The organism is Pontibacter sp. HSC-36F09, assembly GCF_024171605.1.
Classification (GTDB): Bacteria; Bacteroidota; Bacteroidia; order Cytophagales; family Hymenobacteraceae; genus Pontibacter.
In genome coordinates this window covers 59523-76375 of record NZ_JALKAA010000005.1, presented here as the reverse complement: position 1 = coordinate 76375, position 16853 = coordinate 59523, and the positions used below count along the sequence as shown (strand labels likewise).

At 49.1% G+C, this 16853-nt stretch carries 16 protein-coding genes; 15 read left to right on the top strand and 1 reads right to left on the bottom strand.

Going from position 1 to position 16853, the window contains the following annotated elements; genetic code table 11:
• Positions 1 to 266 precede the first annotated feature (266 nt).
• The 8 genes from L1278_RS14840 to L1278_RS14805 all read left to right on the top strand — a co-directional run bounded on the left by L1278_RS14840 (position 267) and on the right by L1278_RS14805 (position 8828).
• Positions 267 to 671, top strand: a complete 405-nt coding sequence (locus L1278_RS14840) for a hypothetical protein (RefSeq protein WP_253405782.1) — start codon at positions 267 to 269, stop codon at positions 669 to 671.
• 117 nt (positions 672 to 788) lie between these two features.
• The gene (locus L1278_RS14835) at positions 789 to 1151 is read left to right on the top strand and encodes a DUF4180 domain-containing protein (RefSeq protein WP_253405781.1); all 363 of its coding nucleotides are present in this window, start codon (positions 789 to 791) and stop codon (positions 1149 to 1151) included.
• Between the two features lie 31 nt (positions 1152 to 1182).
• Positions 1183 to 1827, top strand: coding sequence for a hypothetical protein (locus tag L1278_RS14830; protein ID WP_253405780.1), 645 nt, complete (start codon positions 1183 to 1185; stop codon positions 1825 to 1827).
• Between the two features lie 24 nt (positions 1828 to 1851).
• The gene (locus L1278_RS14825; protein WP_253405779.1) at positions 1852 to 2415 is read left to right on the top strand and encodes a DUF4256 domain-containing protein; all 564 of its coding nucleotides are present in this window, start codon (positions 1852 to 1854) and stop codon (positions 2413 to 2415) included.
• A 79-nt stretch (positions 2416 to 2494) separates the two neighbouring features.
• Complete coding sequence (locus tag L1278_RS14820; RefSeq protein ID WP_253405778.1) at positions 2495 to 3562, top strand: DUF5700 domain-containing putative Zn-dependent protease; 1068 nt, start codon at positions 2495 to 2497, stop codon at positions 3560 to 3562.
• A 51-nt stretch (positions 3563 to 3613) separates the two neighbouring features.
• Positions 3614 to 4348, top strand: a complete 735-nt coding sequence (locus L1278_RS14815) for an acetolactate decarboxylase (RefSeq protein WP_253405777.1) — start codon at positions 3614 to 3616, stop codon at positions 4346 to 4348.
• A gap of 327 nt (positions 4349 to 4675) precedes the next feature.
• Positions 4676 to 7297, top strand: a complete 2622-nt coding sequence (locus tag L1278_RS14810) for a DUF5686 and carboxypeptidase regulatory-like domain-containing protein (protein WP_253405775.1) — start codon at positions 4676 to 4678, stop codon at positions 7295 to 7297.
• 283 nt (positions 7298 to 7580) lie between these two features.
• A complete protein-coding gene (locus L1278_RS14805) occupies positions 7581 to 8828 on the top strand; it encodes an aspartyl protease family protein (RefSeq protein ID WP_253405773.1) in 1248 nt (415 codons plus the stop codon).
• A 1-nt stretch (position 8829) separates the two neighbouring features.
• Here the strand turns inward: L1278_RS14805 and L1278_RS14800 are convergent, their stop codons facing one another.
• Positions 8830 to 9108, bottom strand: coding sequence for a hypothetical protein (locus L1278_RS14800; RefSeq protein WP_253405771.1), 279 nt, complete (start codon positions 9106 to 9108; stop codon positions 8830 to 8832).
• Between the two features lie 552 nt (positions 9109 to 9660).
• Between L1278_RS14800 and L1278_RS14795 the strand changes: the two genes are divergently transcribed.
• The 7 genes from L1278_RS14795 (at position 9661) to L1278_RS14765 (ending at position 16772) form a co-directional block, all read left to right on the top strand.
• A complete protein-coding gene (locus tag L1278_RS14795) occupies positions 9661 to 10329 on the top strand; it encodes a GNAT family N-acetyltransferase (RefSeq protein WP_253405769.1) in 669 nt (222 codons plus the stop codon).
• An 8-nt stretch (positions 10330 to 10337) separates the two neighbouring features.
• On the top strand, positions 10338 to 11534 hold the full coding sequence (locus tag L1278_RS14790) for an argininosuccinate synthase (protein ID WP_253405767.1): 1197 nt from the start codon (positions 10338 to 10340) through the stop codon (positions 11532 to 11534).
• Positions 11534 to 12535, top strand: a complete 1002-nt coding sequence (gene argC / locus L1278_RS14785) for an N-acetyl-gamma-glutamyl-phosphate reductase (RefSeq protein ID WP_253405766.1) — start codon at positions 11534 to 11536, stop codon at positions 12533 to 12535. Before L1278_RS14790 ends, argC begins: the two co-directional genes overlap by 1 nt.
• A 242-nt stretch (positions 12536 to 12777) precedes the next feature.
• Positions 12778 to 13926 (top strand): aspartate aminotransferase family protein, encoded by a 1149-nt coding sequence (locus L1278_RS14780; protein WP_253405765.1) that lies wholly within the window; start codon positions 12778 to 12780, stop codon positions 13924 to 13926.
• Positions 13926 to 14876 carry an acetylornithine carbamoyltransferase gene (locus L1278_RS14775; protein ID WP_253405756.1) on the top strand — a complete coding sequence of 317 codons (951 nt, stop codon included), beginning with the start codon at positions 13926 to 13928 and terminating at the stop codon, positions 14874 to 14876. Before L1278_RS14780 ends, L1278_RS14775 begins: the two co-directional genes overlap by 1 nt.
• Before the next feature lie 41 nt (positions 14877 to 14917).
• A complete protein-coding gene (argB, locus tag L1278_RS14770) occupies positions 14918 to 15715 on the top strand; it encodes an acetylglutamate kinase (protein WP_253405754.1) in 798 nt (265 codons plus the stop codon).
• Complete coding sequence (locus L1278_RS14765; protein WP_253405753.1) at positions 15708 to 16772, top strand: M20 family metallo-hydrolase; 1065 nt, start codon at positions 15708 to 15710, stop codon at positions 16770 to 16772. The genes argB and L1278_RS14765 overlap by 8 nt, the downstream gene beginning before the upstream one ends.
• Positions 16773 to 16853 lie beyond the last annotated feature (81 nt).

The following is a 16853-nucleotide window of genomic DNA, read 5'->3' as shown; positions in this document are numbered from 1 at the left end:
GGTTAAAGGGCAGGTTTTGTTAGGATAATAATATTTAGACAGAACTAATGAAACGGGTTATTTAGCCCGGTAGATTAGTTTTGAAAAGGAGGAGTTCTAGGTTAAATTATTATGAATATTGGGTTGAAAATTTAGATAAATGCTTATATTGGAAGGGCGCTATATAAGTGCAATAGTTGAAGAAGGAAGTTCAGTTAGGTATGGTGCAGCTAGCTGGAGTAAGTGCTCCTGCAATGCTCTAGTTGGCGTGCATGTGAAAGTATAGAATGGAAATAAAGAACTCTATCATATTAGACGAAACTGACCAACTCCTGTTGCTTCACAAGTGGGAAACGGTTTTTTTAATAGATAAAAGAAGTAGTTCTGTTCTGTTGCAAGAAGAGTACGTTAGTGACCCAACATGCGGAATAATAGACAAGGATAATAAATGGGCTGTTGTTGCTGGTGACCATTTAACAGTTTGGAATGAAGGGAATACAAAAGTTGTAGATGAACTGGCTGACATACATTCAATAAGAACAAAGAATACAGATACTATAGAAGTTTTGATTGACCCATGGAGTACTAAATCTTCAATATGGAAGGTGAATGTTCTGACCCTTGAAAAATCAAAAATTAGGGACTTCTTGGAGTATAGAGACAAACCTTACACAGAAGAAGTGAACTGGTAAAAACACGAAACGCCAACAAGGTTTATACCTTATGCTTCGGCTGATAGCCTCTCATAAGGTATATACGAGATGTTAGGTGGTTTTCTAAAAGGCCACTTGCTTGCTAATTCAGACAAAATGAAAATAGAAACACATTCTATAAACGACACTAAAATAGCCGAAGTGACTTCGGAAGACAGGATAATCAATAGTATGGAAGACGGAGTGGACTTATTAGGGAGCCTGTACTTTCAGGGATTTGATCGAATTATAATACACGAGAAGAACATCACACCTGACTTCTTTGAACTGAAGAACGGAATGGCAGGCGAAATACTGCAAAAGTTTTCCAATTATCGCGTCCGTTTGGCTGTCGTTGGAGACTTCTCAAAATATACCCGCCAGAGTGTTCAAGACTTCATTTATGAGAGCAACAAAGGCAAACAAGTCAATTTTGTGAGCTCTCTTAAAGAAGCGCTGGAAAACTTTCCCAATAACTGAAAACTAAAAGCAACAGATAGCCATTGCTAAAATGAAAAAGTATTTCACCCCGCTACTTTTCCTTATACCTGTTGGCATACTTTCTTATTCTTATAGCCTGACGAGTTTTCTGTTGCTTGCAGTCATTGCCCTGTGCCTGACAGCTTTATTGGTGGTAGGTATAGCAAAGATTTTTCGCCCAAGCCTCGATCAAAAATGGATGAGACTGCCTTTAATTATAACAACTATTTGCGCTTTGGGTGTGCTGGTTGGCCTGCTGCGTCCCTTAGATCCTGCAGTGGTGAACGCTGGTGATGCGAGCCAAAAGTTAGCCTATGCTTATGAAACAGACCAGGCAGACCGCATGACCGTTGGCGCATATCTTAGCCTGTTCGAAGATAGCATGGCGGAGCGAGACAGCATAAGACTCATGCAAGTCACCCAACTCTACCAGGACAAACAAATCAGCTTGCCGATCGATAAATTTTATGCCGCTTTTGTGTTCCATCACAGCAAGAAAAGTGAACTCTATGAGATTGCTCAAAAGCTGGCTGGAGAAGCTGCTGCGGTAAGCGAACTAAAGGATAATTACGTGGTGCAATGGCTGGCCAAAGCAACTTACGACAGGTGGCTGGTCTCGCTCGGAAAACCTGAGAAGTATGGCACGCAAGACAAGTTTAGCATTAGTGTGGAATAGCTATTTTAAAACATAGAGATCACTATGGGAAATTCAAAAGAAGTAACGACGGAGCAAAGTAAAACACTCCTCGACACTCTCAAATCCCGCTTTGAGAAAAACATGCAACGCCACACAGGTATAGCATGGGTGGATGTGCAAGCCAGACTGGAAGCGAACCCTGCTAAACTGTGGTCGCTGCTCGAAATGGAGACAACAGGAGGTGAGCCTGATGTGGTGGGACAAGACCCGAAAACCGGCGAATTCATTTTCTTCGATTGCGCAGCCGAAAGCCCTAAAGGGCGCCGGAGCGTTTGCTACGACCGCGAAGGACTTGAGTCCAGGAAAGAGCACCGACCGGAAAATAATGCGCTGGATATGGCTGCTGAAATGGGCATCGAGATTTTATCAGAAACGGAATATCGGGAGCTACAGAAGCTTGGCAAGTTCGATCAGAAAACCTCAAGCTGGATCCAGACACCAGCCGACATCAGAGAACTTGGAGGGGCGTTGTTTGCTGATTTCCGCTATGGATATGTGTTTGTGTACCACAATGGGGCGCAATCCTATTACAGTAACCGGGCATTCCGCGGCTCGCTGCGGGTCTGAGCATCTTCAGCTAGCTAAGCTATACCTTGCACCAGCCAGTATCATTTTAGATCGATCAATTAAACAAACTTATACCTACATGAAAAAACTTTTTACCCTTTTGCTTTTAGCTGCTTCCGGATATACTGCGCAGGCACAGGTGGTGGATGTATCTTCGGCCGAACGCTACTTTGAACTGGTAGACACCCTGAAATCAGGTAAGCGACTGCACGATGCTACCTGGCAGCAATTTCTGGCCATGGAAGGCAACCAACAGTACATCGAAAACCAGAATTACAAGGAAGCTTATCTGAACAACTTTCGCAAGACAATGGAAGTGGTTTACATGCCTGAGCATGACAGCCTCCTGCAAGTCCGGTTACAAGACCGGCAGGCGAACTACATGACCTACAGCATTCACGTGTACAAAGCGCATGAAGCAGAACTGCGTCAATACCTGGCGCAGTTGGCTGCCGATAAAGAGGACTATTTGAACACGATGTACCAAACCTGCTACAGTATGCTGCCAAAACGCATGCACAGCAAGAACCCTGAAACCGGCGTATACCTGATCGCGCTGGGCAACGATGCGGTGGCTCATAAAGGAAACATAGTGCTTAATGTTTGGCTCGAGTACAAGTTCAACCAGGTGAAGCCCGGCGCGGTGGGTGGTCATGAACTGCACCATACCCTCAACAAACCAAAGCGCTATGATGTGGCCGAAAAAGATAAGAGTCTTCTGTTGATGCTGGAACTGCTGATGAACGAAGGCGTACCTGATCTGATCGACAAGAAATATGCGGTTGCGCCCCACATGCCGGACGATATGCAGTGGGGAACCTACTTGCTGGACCTGGGCAAACAGCACCTTCCCAAAGTTGATGCCGCCATCAAAGTGATAGCCTCCGGCGAAAAGCAGTACTCCAGCAAAGAAATAAGAAACCAGGTGATAGGTATGAGTGGTCATGTGCCCGGCTTCTACATGAGCGATGTGATTGAACGAAACGGGCTCAAAAAGAAGCTGGTGTCGAATATGGACAATCCATTCCAGATCATCTACCTCTACAACAAAGCTGCCCGCAAAGACAAATCGAAGCCCTTTGTTTTCTCTGACGAAGCCGTTGCCTACCTCAAGAAAGTAGAGTCCGGAGCCAAAGTTTTAAACTAAAGCTATATTTGTCTGCTACCTCAGGTGGGGTCGCAGACACAAAATAAAAACATGAAACATCTTTCACTTGTCTCTTTCAGTCTTATGACTGCTCTTCTGTTGAGCGGCTGCACCACAGATACCGATCAGGCCGCGGCTACTGCTGCCAGCGAAGTACAGGTAGTGGGAGCGATGCGTAATGTGATGTGGAAAAGCGAACTGGCTGGCACGATCGACCTGGATTCGATTACCGGGAAAGAGCAGCTGTACGGGTTGGGGCCGGTAGAGTACTTGGCGGGCGAGTTGTTGATCATGGATGGGAAGTCCTATAAATCGGTGGTAGTGAGTGACACGACCATGCAGGTAGAAGAGACCTTTGCGGCCAAAGCCCCGTTTTTTGTTTATGCCCGGGTGCCCGCCTGGCAGGAGCGCACCTTACCGGACTCCATCCAAACCATGCAGCAACTGGAGCTATACCTGGACAGCGAAACCCAAAACAGCAAACGGCCATTTCCATTTAAGGTGAGCGGCGAAATCGAGCATGCAACCATCCACATTGTCAATCTGCCGGCTGGCTCTAAAGTTAGTAACCCTGACGAAGCCCACCAGGGGCAAGTGAATTATACGCTGGGCGATGAGATAATTGACATTGTCGGTTTCTTCTCGACCGAGCACAAAGCCGTGTTCACCCACCACGACACTTTCATGCACCTGCACCTAATCACAAGTGACCGTTCTAAAATGGGCCACCTGGATGAAGCGGCATTCAAACCGGGCAGTTTGACGCTATACCTGCCGAAGGAATAGCGCAACATTGCCTTATTCATAACAGCTGCTATACCTGTAGGAAGTCCTCAGGTATAGCAGCTGTTTCTTTTTTCGGGTTTTTCCTTATTTTTTTGAAATACCATGCAACGGATAGAGGTTAAATTGCATCTTAACTATATATTGCGGTAAGAATTCTATTGCTTGCTGCTTCTACCTTAATCCCTTTTTATGAAAACTAATTTAGCGTCCTTTCTGTGCTATACGCATTCCCTTGCCTGTGTTCAAACCTGCTCTGGTTTCAGTTCACAAAGCTAAGCCCCTTACTACTTCCTGACATTCAAGCTTTCTAATTAGCCAGATATTCCTATGCGTTTATTTTCCTGTCTGCTTACCCTTTTACTGGTCCTGTTTCAGTTCTCACTTTCTGCGCAAGGTATACGCGGGAGCATCAAAAACCAGAAAGGCGAAGCGCTACCATTTGCCTCGGTTTACATCACCAATCTCAACAACGGCTCGTCGAGCAACGCGAACGGCGATTTTGAGATAAAGCTGCCAGCCGGAAAGCACACGGTGGTGGTGAAATACATCGGCTATGAAGCGCAGCAGGTGCAGGTCGAGATCACGGATAGCTGGGTGCAGCAGGATTTCCGATTGGGAGAGCAGTCCTTTGCCCTAAAAGAGGTGCAGGTGAAGGGCAAAGGGGAGGACCCGGCTTATACCATTATGCGCAAGGCCATCGCCAAGAAAAAATACCACCTGCTGCAGTACGACAGCTACAAGATGAAGGTATACGTGAAAGGAACCGGTGAACTGACCGATGCGCCTTTCTTTCTGAAAAACAAACTCAAAGAAGAAGGGGTGAAGCTGAACGAAGCCTATACTTTGGAATCGGTGAGTGAGATCAAGTTTGCCCAACCCAACAAGTTTGAGGAGAAGGTGATCTCCATCCGCACTTCAGGCGATAACAAAGGGAGTATTTCGCCGATGACTTTTGTGAGCGCGAGTTTCTACAATGATAAAGTAGTGGAGATGGTGTCGCCACTTTCTCGTTCCGCTTTTGCCTATTACAAGTTTCAGTACGAGGGCAGTTTTCAGGAAGGCAACATCGACGTGAACAAGATAAAGGTGACCCCACGCTCCCGCGGCGATAATGTGTTTGAAGGCTACATCTACATTATAGAAGGCTACTGGGCCATCCACAGCCTCGACCTCAAAACCAGCATGATGGGCTTCCCGATCAAGGTGAAGCAGAATTATGCCGAAGTAGCCCCAACTGTCTGGATGCCGACCACGCACCAGTTTCATTTTTCTGGCAAGGTGATGGGCTTTGGGGGTGAGTTCCGCTACCTGGCTTCCAGCTCTGATTACCAGGTGGTGCTCAACAAAAAGCTGGTGGCGCCCAAAGAGATCATCGATGAGAAAGTAGAAGAAGTACCCGAAGCCATAGCCGCTATCAAGTCGAGCAATAAAAACCCCAACCTGGAAGCATTGGCTAACCAGGACAAACTGACGCGCAAGCAATTCCGGCAGCTCATTGTACAACAGGAAAAGGAAGCCCTGAAAGAGCAGAAAGATCCGGAAGTAGTGTCGGAACGCAGGTATACGGTCGACAAACTGGCCACCAAACGCGACTCTGCCTACTGGGATTCGGTGCGCCCTGTGCCGCTTAGTGACAAAGAACTTAAAGGCTACCAGCGCGATGACTCCCTGGCGCAGATCAAATCGGCTGAGCTGACAGGCAAAGACTCCACAAAGGTTATCAAAAAGAGAAAATTCAAGCCGCAAGACCTGGTGATGGGTGGCGGTTACAGACTATCGCCGCGAACTCGCGTGAACATCGATCCGACTTTCACGAACGTGTATTACAACACCGTAGAAGGTTGGAACGTGAATCTGAGCGGAAAGCTGCGCCACCAGTACGACAGTCTGCGTCGCAGTTTTGAAGTTGCGCCTACGTTCCGATATGGCTTCGACAGCGAGACATTCTACGGCAAGGCACGCATTTCGCATGCTGTGAGGACCAAAGGCAAATCGCATTTGCTATATTTGGAAGGAGGTAAGTTTGTGGAGCAGTTCAACAGCGAAAACCCGATCCATCCGCACATCAATACGCTCAGCACACTGCTTTTCCGCCGCAACTACATGAAGATCTATGAGAGGAGTTTTGTGGAGACCGGATTCGAATACAAGCCATCGGTTTGGTTGAAAGTGAGCGGAAATATGGAGTGGTCGCAGCGCAACCAGCTTTACAACAACACCGACCGCAGCTTCTTTTACACTGATGAAGACAGAACCTTTACCCCCAGCACGCCGGACAATGTGGAGCTGGAGAGCACCGAGTTTCCAAAGCATGAAGCGCTAGTGCTGCAGGCTAACCTGAGTTACCGCCCTGTGCAACGCTATCGACTATACAACGGCCGCAAGATTCCGATTATGGAGCGCTCGCCGGAGTTGCTGTTGATGTACCGCAAAGGTATTTCAGGAGTACTGGGAAGCGATGTGAACTTCGATCAGGTGCAACTGGGCATCAACCATGCGCTGGCGTTTGGCGTGCGGGGCAAGCTGGAGTTTGAATTGCGAGGCGGTACTTTCCTGAATAGCAAGCGCATGTACTTCATGGACTACAACCACTTCGACGGCAACCGCACTATTCTGACTAGCCTGAAACCGGCCGGCTCGTTCCGACTGCTCGACTACTACCAGTACAGCACTAACGGCAGTTATTTTTCAGCGCACACGCACTACCAGTTCCGCAAGTTCCTGCTTACCCAGATTCCGGAAGTGCGCTTCACAGGTATAAAGGAAAACGTTTTCCTCAACTACCTCAAAACGCAGCACTCGCCGCACTACTATGAAGTAGGTTACTCACTAGACAACGTGTTCCGGGTGTTCCGCTTGGAAGCAGCCGCCTCTTTCCACGACCGCAGCTTCCAGGAGATTGGTTTCCGGGTAGGTATAGCGACGCTGCTTAATTTTAATCAGAGGTAGAGATAACGGGTATAGGACATAAGTGCAGTTTTCCCTTTTTAAAGGCGGAAATGGGCAGTTGTCTTGAGCTGGCGATGAATAGTTCGGGATGGTATAAGTTCAGCAGATATGAAGCTGAACTTATACCATCCGGGCGTCTGCTGCGTGTCTGAAGTTTGCGAGCCACAGCGTCAGGCCTGTTTCTTTTGCACTAAAACAATAATATTCAGTATCGATACTATCTTGTCTTAAAATCTACGTATATAGATAAGACTGATTCTCTGTGTCTTACGTAGGTCTTCCCATGACAAGGTTTTCTTCCTTTCTACTGCTTTGTCTTTGCTTCTGTCTGTCATTTTCCGAAGCGATGGGGCAGGCGTTTGCCAGCGATACTGTCTACTTCACCTCCAAGCGCAAAAGCATCACTTTTCCTTTCAAGCTGGTCCATAACCTGATCATCATCCCGGTGCAGATCAACGACTCGCAACCCCTGAATTTCATTCTGGACTCCGGTGTGAAAAACACGCTGATCACCCGCCTGAATTACTCCGATTCGCTCAGTCTGAACGAGGCCGGTCGCATTAGCATACAGGGGCTGGGCAGCGGGCATGAAATGGAGGCGATCTACTCGAGAGGCAACGTTATGCGCATGCCAGGTATAGTAGGCGTCAATCACCAGGTATACGTGCTGATGGAAGATGTTTTTAACCTTTCTACCCGTATGGGGATGGCCATACACGGCATCATCGGCTACGACATTTTCCGGAATTTCATTGTTAAGATCAACTACAGCAGTAAAACGCTCACGCTTTACCGACCGGACACGAAGCTCAAGGTTCCGAAAAAGGGCGAGGTATACCCGCTCCACATTGAGAACACCAAAGCCTACGTGGAGGCGGATGTACGGCAGCATAACGGGGATTCCATTAAAGTGAAGCTGGTGATCGATACGGGCGCAAGTCACTCTATATCGCTATACCTGCCAACGGATGAGCGTCTGCAATTACCGCCTAAAGTGATGGAAGCCTACCTGGGTCGGGGTTTGAGCGGGGATATCAATGGCAAGATCGGTCGCATCAACAGTTTTTCTCTGGGCAGGTACGAGCTGCGCGATCTGCCGGCATCTTATCCAGACGAGGAGTCGATCAAAGCGGCCCTTAACCTGGCAAACCGCAACGGTAACATAGGCTCGGATATTCTGAAGCGTTTCACCGTGATCTTTGACTATCCGCACGAGCGCATGGTGCTGATGCCCAACAGCAAATACAGCGAACCGTTTTACTATAACATGACCGGTTTTGAGATTAGCACGCCATTGCCCGGAGCCAACTTTTACATCGTGTCGCATGTCATAGAGGACTCACCTGCCAAAGCGAGCGGACTGCTGCCCGGCGACCAGCTCATCAACATCAACGGCCGCGATTGCACAGAACTGGCGCTGGACGAGCTGCTGGAGCTCTTCGAAAGCAAGCCGGGCCGAAAGGTAAGACTAAAGCTGAAGCGCGACTCTAAATTGGTAAACGTGGAGATGGTTTTACAGAGCCGGATCTAACTTAGGCCTGCTGCATATCCGTGTATACCTGCACCCCCAATAAAATCACCGCCATTACAATCAGGCCTATGCCAACATAGAACCTCACTTTAGGAATAGGGGCAGCCACCAGATTGCCGGCCGCATCGGGTTTGCTAAAGCGTAGGTTGGATAGGATAAGACCGTTGCCGAAGCTCAGCCAAATGGCCGCCATGAGTGGGTCACGAGTCAGGAACAGGTAGGCCGTGCCGATGGCAGAAAAGATGAGGCCGATGATAACGCTGAGGGATAAATTCTTCATTGCGCTGCAAGATACGCAAAGCAGCTAAAATTTTGAGTAGTGCGCTTTGTTACCAGCACAGCATTTAGATGCTAATTTCAAAAAACAGAGATCTTTTAAACTATATGTTGTAACATTTTGTAGTAAGGTGTAAATTTTATCATAATCTACAATTAATTGTTGTAGATACCGATATTAATTGCAAACCTTTGCTTTCTGGAACAGGCAAAGACCTGTTTTTATAAAATTTGAACCAACAAATTGAAATGAAAAAAAAGCCGACTTTATCATCTGCGATGGTAAATCACCTTTCTCTGAAGGGTGCGTCTTTTTCTATTCTGTCTGCCAGGATAGTTTTGAGGGCTATTAATGCCGTGGTCCGTTACAGGCCCTAGGCCGACGTGCTTCCCGACTACCCATGTGGTAGTCATTCTTCCCCAATTTTTTTATGAGTGATTGTTGCCTGAAGAAGGTATGCGCAGCCGTATATCCGTTTCAGAGCATTGTTTCAATTATTTCTAATTCTGTATCAGCTGGTTATGCGCAAGCATAGCCTGGTATATAATTTCTATAATGAATCCATCTCCTTTTATCATTACCGTTGCCACTGCGCAACACACCAGCTATGCGCAGCAGATCTGCGACGAAATGGAATCTTCGGCCAAGGCCAGAGGTACAGGTATAGCCAAGCGTACCCCGGAGTACATTGCCCAGAAAATGCTGGAAGGAAAGGCCGTGATCGCCCTGGACGTGAACGGCGTTTGGGCTGGCTTCTGCTACATCGAAACCTGGAGCCATGGAAAGTACGTGGCTAACTCAGGTCTCATTGTGTCGCCGGAACTTCGTAAAAGCGGTCTGGCCAAACTGATCAAGAACAAAATTTTTGAACTGTCGCGCACCAAATACCCGGATTCAAAGATATTCGGCCTAACTACCGGTTTGGCCGTGATGAAGATCAACTCTGACCTGGGTTACCGCCCGGTTACTTATTCCGAGTTGACCGACGACGACGCATTCTGGAACGGCTGCAAGAGCTGCGTGAACTACGAGATCCTGGTGATGAAGAACCGCAGCAACTGCCTCTGTACCGCCATGCTTTACGATCCGGCACGTGAGCAGAAACCGATTGCCCGCGAGCAGCTCCAAATCCTGACTCCTGTGGAAGAACCGTCTATACCTGTGGGTTACGGCACGTTTGCGCAAAGCCACGGAAACCAAAACACTAACCCGACAAGCATCTAACCCATATTATGAAGAAGAAAGTTGTTTTAGCCTTCAGCGGCGGCCTGGATACCTCTTACTGTGTAAAGTACCTGAAAGAAGAAAAGGGACTGGAAGTGCATTCTGTGCTGGTGAACACCGGCGGATTCTCAGCAGAGGAGCTGCAGCAGACCGAGCAGCGAGCCTACGACCTAGGCGTGACGCAGCACACCAATCTGGAAGAAACAGAATACTATTACCAGAGCTGCATCAAGTACCTGATATTCGGAAACGTGCTGAAGAACAACACCTATCCCTTGTCAGTGAGTGCCGAGCGCGTGACGCAGGCCATGGCCATCGCGCGCCACGCTAAAGCCCTGGGTGCTGACTATGTGGCCCACGGAAGCACCGGAGCTGGTAACGATCAGGTGCGCTTCGACATGATCTTCCATGTGATGATTCCGGATATCGAGATCATCACGCCGATCCGTGACATGAAATTGTCGCGTGAAGAAGAGATTGAATACCTGAAGCAGCACGGCGTGGAATACGACTTCGTGAAAGCGCAGTACTCGATCAACAAAGGCATTTGGGGTACCTCAGTGGGTGGCAAAGAAACCCTGACCTCGCACCAGCCACTGCCGGAATCAGCCTACCCAACGCAACTCACCAAAGAGCAACCTGAGCGTGTGACGCTGCATTTCGTGAAAGGCGAACTGACAGGTATAAACGACAAGGTATACGAGAGCCCGGTACAGGCAATCCAGGCGCTGCAAGGTATAGCAGGTCCTTTTGCCATTGGCCGCGACATCCATGTGGGCGATACGATCATCGGCATCAAAGGCCGTGTTGGCTTTGAGGCAGCTGCCCCGATGGTGATCATTAAGGCGCATCATACCTTGGAGAAGCACGTGCTTACCAAATGGCAGCTTTATTGGAAAGACCAACTGGCAACCTGGTACGGCAACTGGCTGCACGAAGGACAGTTCATCGACCCAACCATGCGCAACATCGAGACCTTCCTGCAGGAGACGCAGGAGAATGTGACCGGCAAGGTACACGTGCTGCTGGCGCCTTACCGTTTCCAGGTAGAGGGTATCGAGTCGGAGCATGATTTGATGTCGTCGAAGTTTGGCAGCTACGGTGAAATGAACAATGCCTGGTCGGGTGAGGATGTGAAAGGCTTCTCCAAGATATTCGGCAACCAGGCCATGATGTACCACAAGATCAACAACACCGAACTATAATGTCAACAAGTATAAAAGCAGGTATAGTAGGCGGAGCAGGGTATGCCGGTGGTGAACTGCTGCGTTTAATACTGCTTCACCCGAATGTTGAACTGGCTTTTGTACAGAGCCGCAGCCAGGCAGGTAAACCGGTATACGCCACGCACCCTGATCTGCTGGGAGAAACCGAAATACTGTTTTCAGCTGACGCCGCTATACCTGTGGATGTGCTTTTTCTGTGCGCCGGACATGGGGAGGCGGCCAAATTTCTGGCAGAAAACGAAGTATCTGCTGAAACAAAAATCATCGACCTGAGCCAGGATTTCCGTTGGAATGAAGGTACGGCCACTGCCAACGTAAATGCCGATGGCCGTAGCTTTGTGTATGGTTTGCCGGAACTACAGCGTGAGCAGATTCAGCAGGCGGAGCACATTGCCAACCCGGGCTGCTTTGCCACAGGTATACAATTGGCTTTGCTACCGCTGGCCAAGCAAAATCTGCTGAATACCGATGTGCATGTAAGTGGTATCACGGGTTCTACAGGAGCCGGCCAAAGCCTGAGCGCGACTTCGCATTTCAGCTGGCGCACTGAGAACGTATCGACCTACAAAGTGATGGAGCACCAGCACCTGCACGAGATCAAGCGCAGTCTGAAAAGCCTGCAGTCCGAAGGTCAGCCGGACATTCACTTTATACCTTACCGCGGTCCATTTGCGCGCGGAATCTTTATTACCGCATACCTGCAGTCGGACCTTTCGTTGGAAGAGGCCCAAGCTATGTACAAGGACTATTACAAAGGACACCCTTTTACCCTGGTGACCGATCAAAACCCGGACCTGAAGCAGGTGGTGAACACCAACAAATGCGTGCTATACCTGCAGAAGCTTGGCAACATGCTCGTGATCACCAGCCTAATTGATAACCTGCTAAAAGGAGCCGCCGGACAGGCCGTCCAGAACATGAACCTGGTTTTTGGTTTGGACGAAACGACTGGCTTAAAGCTGAAAGCTGCGGCTTTTTAAAAGTTTTATAGCGCGAGCGTCCTCGCTCGTGTTTAGTATAGAGGGGGCCTTTGGCCCAGTTGTATGTTTTCTCAGTTTAGCACAAGGGGCCGGAGGCCCCACGATAGCAAGTCACGAGCGAGGCCGCTCGCGCCATAATTCAGACAAATAACAATCAACAACCAGCAATTCAACAATGCTCACATACCCAAGAACTCTGTTCTATACCTATTTTCTAACCTCTTACATCTAATTCCATAGCCATGAACCTCTTTGATGTATACCCGCTCTTCGATATCGAACCTGTAAGAGCAGCCGGTCTGTCTGTTTGGGACAAGGAAGGCAGAAAATACCTCGACCTCTACGGCGGCCACGCCGTTATCTCGATCGGTCATTCTCACCCTCACTACGTAAAGCGCATCGCGCGTCAGCTATACGACATCGGCTTCTATTCCAACGCCGTGCAAATGCCGATGCAGCAGGAACTGGCCGAAAAGCTGGGCAAAATCAGTGGCTACGAAGCCTACATCTTTTTCCTGTGCAACTCCGGCGCCGAGGCTAATGAGAACGCCCTGAAACTGGCTTCTTTCCAGACGGGTCGCAAAAAGGTCATTTCCTTTAAGGCCTCTTTCCATGGCCGTACTTCAGCTGCTGTCGCTGCCACTGACGACCCGAGCATTGTGGCGCCGATCAACCAGACCGATAACATTATTTTCCTGCCGTTTAACGACGTAACCTCTTTTGAGGAGGCGCTGCAACTGCACGGAGGAGAGTTGGCTGCTGTGATTGTGGAAGGTATACAAGGTGTAGGAGGGGTAAACATCCCGACAGTTGATTTCCTGAAAGCACTGGAAGCAGGCTGTAAAAAAGTTGGTGCATTATTGATATTAGATGAAGTGCAGTCAGGTTATGGCCGCTCAGGTAAATTCTTTGCGCACCAGCATGCTGCCGTCCAGCCAGATCTGATTACGGTTGCCAAAGGTATGGGCAACGGCTTCCCGGTAGGTGGTGTGCTTATCAGTCCGGAAATAGAGGCACGTCATGGTATGTTGGGTACAACATTTGGAGGCAACTACCTGGCCTGCGCTGCGTCGCTGGCTGTGCTGGAGGTTATAGAGAAAGAGAATCTGCTGGAAAACGCCACTATCATGGGGCACTACCTGAGAGAGCAGCTCGAAGGGATGCCAGGTATAAAAGAGGTGCGCGGACAAGGTTTGATGATCGGGATTGAACTCCACGAACCCTGCGCTGCCATCCGTAAAGAACTGCTGAACCAATATGGTATCTTTACGGGAAGTTCTTCCAACAAAAACACATTACGTCTGTTGCCCGCTCTCACTATCAGCAAAGCGGAAATCGATCAGTTTTTGAAAGCCTTTTCATCCATTCTTACCAAAAAAGTAACTGCCTGATGAAGCAATTCACTTCCGTACACGATGTGCAGGACGTCGCCGCTCTGGTGAACGAAGCACTCGAACTAAAAAACAACCCTTACGCGCATAAATTGCTCGGTCAGGATAAAACCCTTGGCCTGATCTTTATGAACCCTAGTCTGCGTACCCGCCTGAGCACACAAAAGGCCGGTATGAACCTGGGTATGAACGTGATGGTGATGAACCTGGACAAAGAAGGCTGGGCACTGGAAACCCGCGATGGCGTGATCATGGACGGCACCACAGTGGAGCACATCCGTGAAGCTGCTGCGGTGATGGGCCAGTACTGCGACATCATCGGCATCCGCTCTTTCCCGAAACTGCAGGACAGAGAAGAAGATTATAGCGAGGATCTCCTCAACAAATTCATTGAGCTGACCGGCGTTCCAATTGTAAGCCTGGAATCAGCGACACGCCATCCGCTCCAGAGCCTGGCCGACCTTGTAACAATCAAAGAGCAGGCGGCTGCAGGTAAGCGACCAAAAGTCGTGTTGAGCTGGGCTCCGCATATCAAGCCCATTCCGCATTGTGTTGCCAATTCATTTGCTGAGTGGATGCAGCAGGCGGATGTGGAGCTCGTGATCACCAACCCGGAAGGCTACGACCTGGCAGAAGAGTTTACGAAAGGTGCGCAGGTACTGCACAACCAGGACGAGGCTTTGCAGAATGCCGACTTTGTGTATGTAAAGAACTGGTCGAGCTACGAGCAATATGGCAAAGTGCTGACAGACGGTGAGGGCTGGATGATCACTAATGAAAAGCTGGCCCTGACCAACAACGCCAAAGTAATGCACTGCCTCCCGGTGCGCCGCGGTTTAGAGCTAAGCCATGAAGTGCTGGATGGTCCAAACTCACTGGTGATCGAACAAGCGAATAATCGTTTATATGCTGCGCAGGCTGTGTTGAAGCGAATTTTGGAGAATAATTGAATTGCTCATTCGCTAACGCATTCATTCACTCATTAAAAAACATGTACATAGTTAAAATAGGCGGCAATATTTTAGACAATCCGGAACGCTTGCAGCGGTTTTTGGAGGATTTCGCGCAACTGCCTGGTCCGAAGCTGCTGGTGCATGGCGGCGGCAAAATAGCCTCTACTATTGGTTTGCAGTTAGGTATACAGCCAGCTTATGTAGAAGGTCGCCGCCTGACCGACGCTGAAACCCTCAAGCTGGTGACGATGGTATACGCCGGACTCATCAACAAAAATGTGGTGGCACAGCTACAGGCGCTCGGTTGCAATGCCATCGGGATGACCGGCGCTGATGCCAATGCTATACCTGCCACCAAACGCCCGGTCACAACGGTAGATTATGGGTTTGCCGGGGATATTGCTGGTCCCGAAACCATTAATGCCACCGCCATACGTGCGCTGCTGGATGCCGGACTTACCCCCGTTTTTGCTCCGCTCACCCATGATGGAAATGGCAACCTGCTCAACACCAACGCTGATACCATCGCTTCAGTACTGGCAACAGCACTAGCACCGCATTATGAGGTACAGTTGGTGTACTGTTTCGAAAAGAAAGGCGTGTTAGCCGATGCGGAAGATGATGCTGCTGTTATACCGCATATTGATCAGTACAGGTATAGCGTCTTGAAAGCAGACGGAGTCGTAAAAGATGGGATGATCCCCAAGCTGGACAATGCGTTTGCGGCGCTTCGGCAGGGCGTGAGCGCTGTGCTGATTGGAGAAGCGGAGGGGCTGCCTTCTCTGGCTGATTCCGGTCAATTTTCAGGCACTACCATCACGCTCAGTCATGCATAAGGAAAACTTATACCTGGAGGCGCTGGAACTGCTAAAGCAACTCATCGCTATACCTTCCTTTAGCAAGCAGGAAGACAAAACTGCTGATCTGCTGGCTGGTTTTCTGGAGAGTAAAGGGGTGAAGATAGAGCGCAAACTGAACAATGTTTGGGCGTTTAACAGGCATTATGACCCGTTGCTGCCCACGCTGTTGCTCAACTCGCACCATGATACTGTCAAACCCAATACCGGCTATACCCGCGACCCCTTTGCTGCTACTGTTGCAGATGGTAAACTCTACGGACTGGGAAGCAATGATGCAGGTAGTTGTCTGGTGTCGCTGCTCACAACTTTTCTTTACTTTTATGAGCAGACCGGACTCAGGTATAATCTGGTTTTTGCGGCTACGGCTGAAGAAGAAATTTCAGGTAAAAATGGGCTGGAGTTGATCTTACCTGAACTAGGTGAATTAGAGGCAGCTATTGTGGGTGAACCAACGCTCATGCAACTGGCCGTGGCCGAGAAAGGCTTGCTGGTGCTTGACTGTGTTGCTAAAGGCCGATCCGGGCATGCGGCCCGTGAAGAAGGGTTGAACGCAATTTATGAGGCGCTGCCGGATATCATGTGGTTTCAGAATTTCCGTTTACCGGAAGTTTCCGAGCACCTGGGCCCGGTAAAGATGTCAGTGACCATAATACAGGCAGGCACGCAACACAACGTAGTGCCCGATCAATGTCAATTTACAGTAGACGTGCGCCTGACCGATGCCTACTCCATGGAAGAAGTGCTGGAAGTGATTCGCCAAAACGTAAAAGCAGAAGTAACACCACGTTCCATGCGACTCAAGCCTTCTTCTATACCTTTGCAGCACCCCCTGGTAAAAGCAGGTATAGCACTTGACCGTAGCACTTATGGCTCTCCGACGACATCCGATCAGGCGCTGCTCTCTATACCTTCGCTCAAACTCGGACCCGGTGACTCCGCACGATCGCACATGGCAGACGAGTTTATTTACCTGCACGAGATAGAGCAAGGTATAGCGCTTTATATTGATATCCTCGAAAGGGTAGTAAAGTAGTACCTGGGCGGGAATCGAACCTGTTACCTGTTATTCCGAATGCAATGAGAAATCTGATAAAATTTGGCAAGTAGACCTATC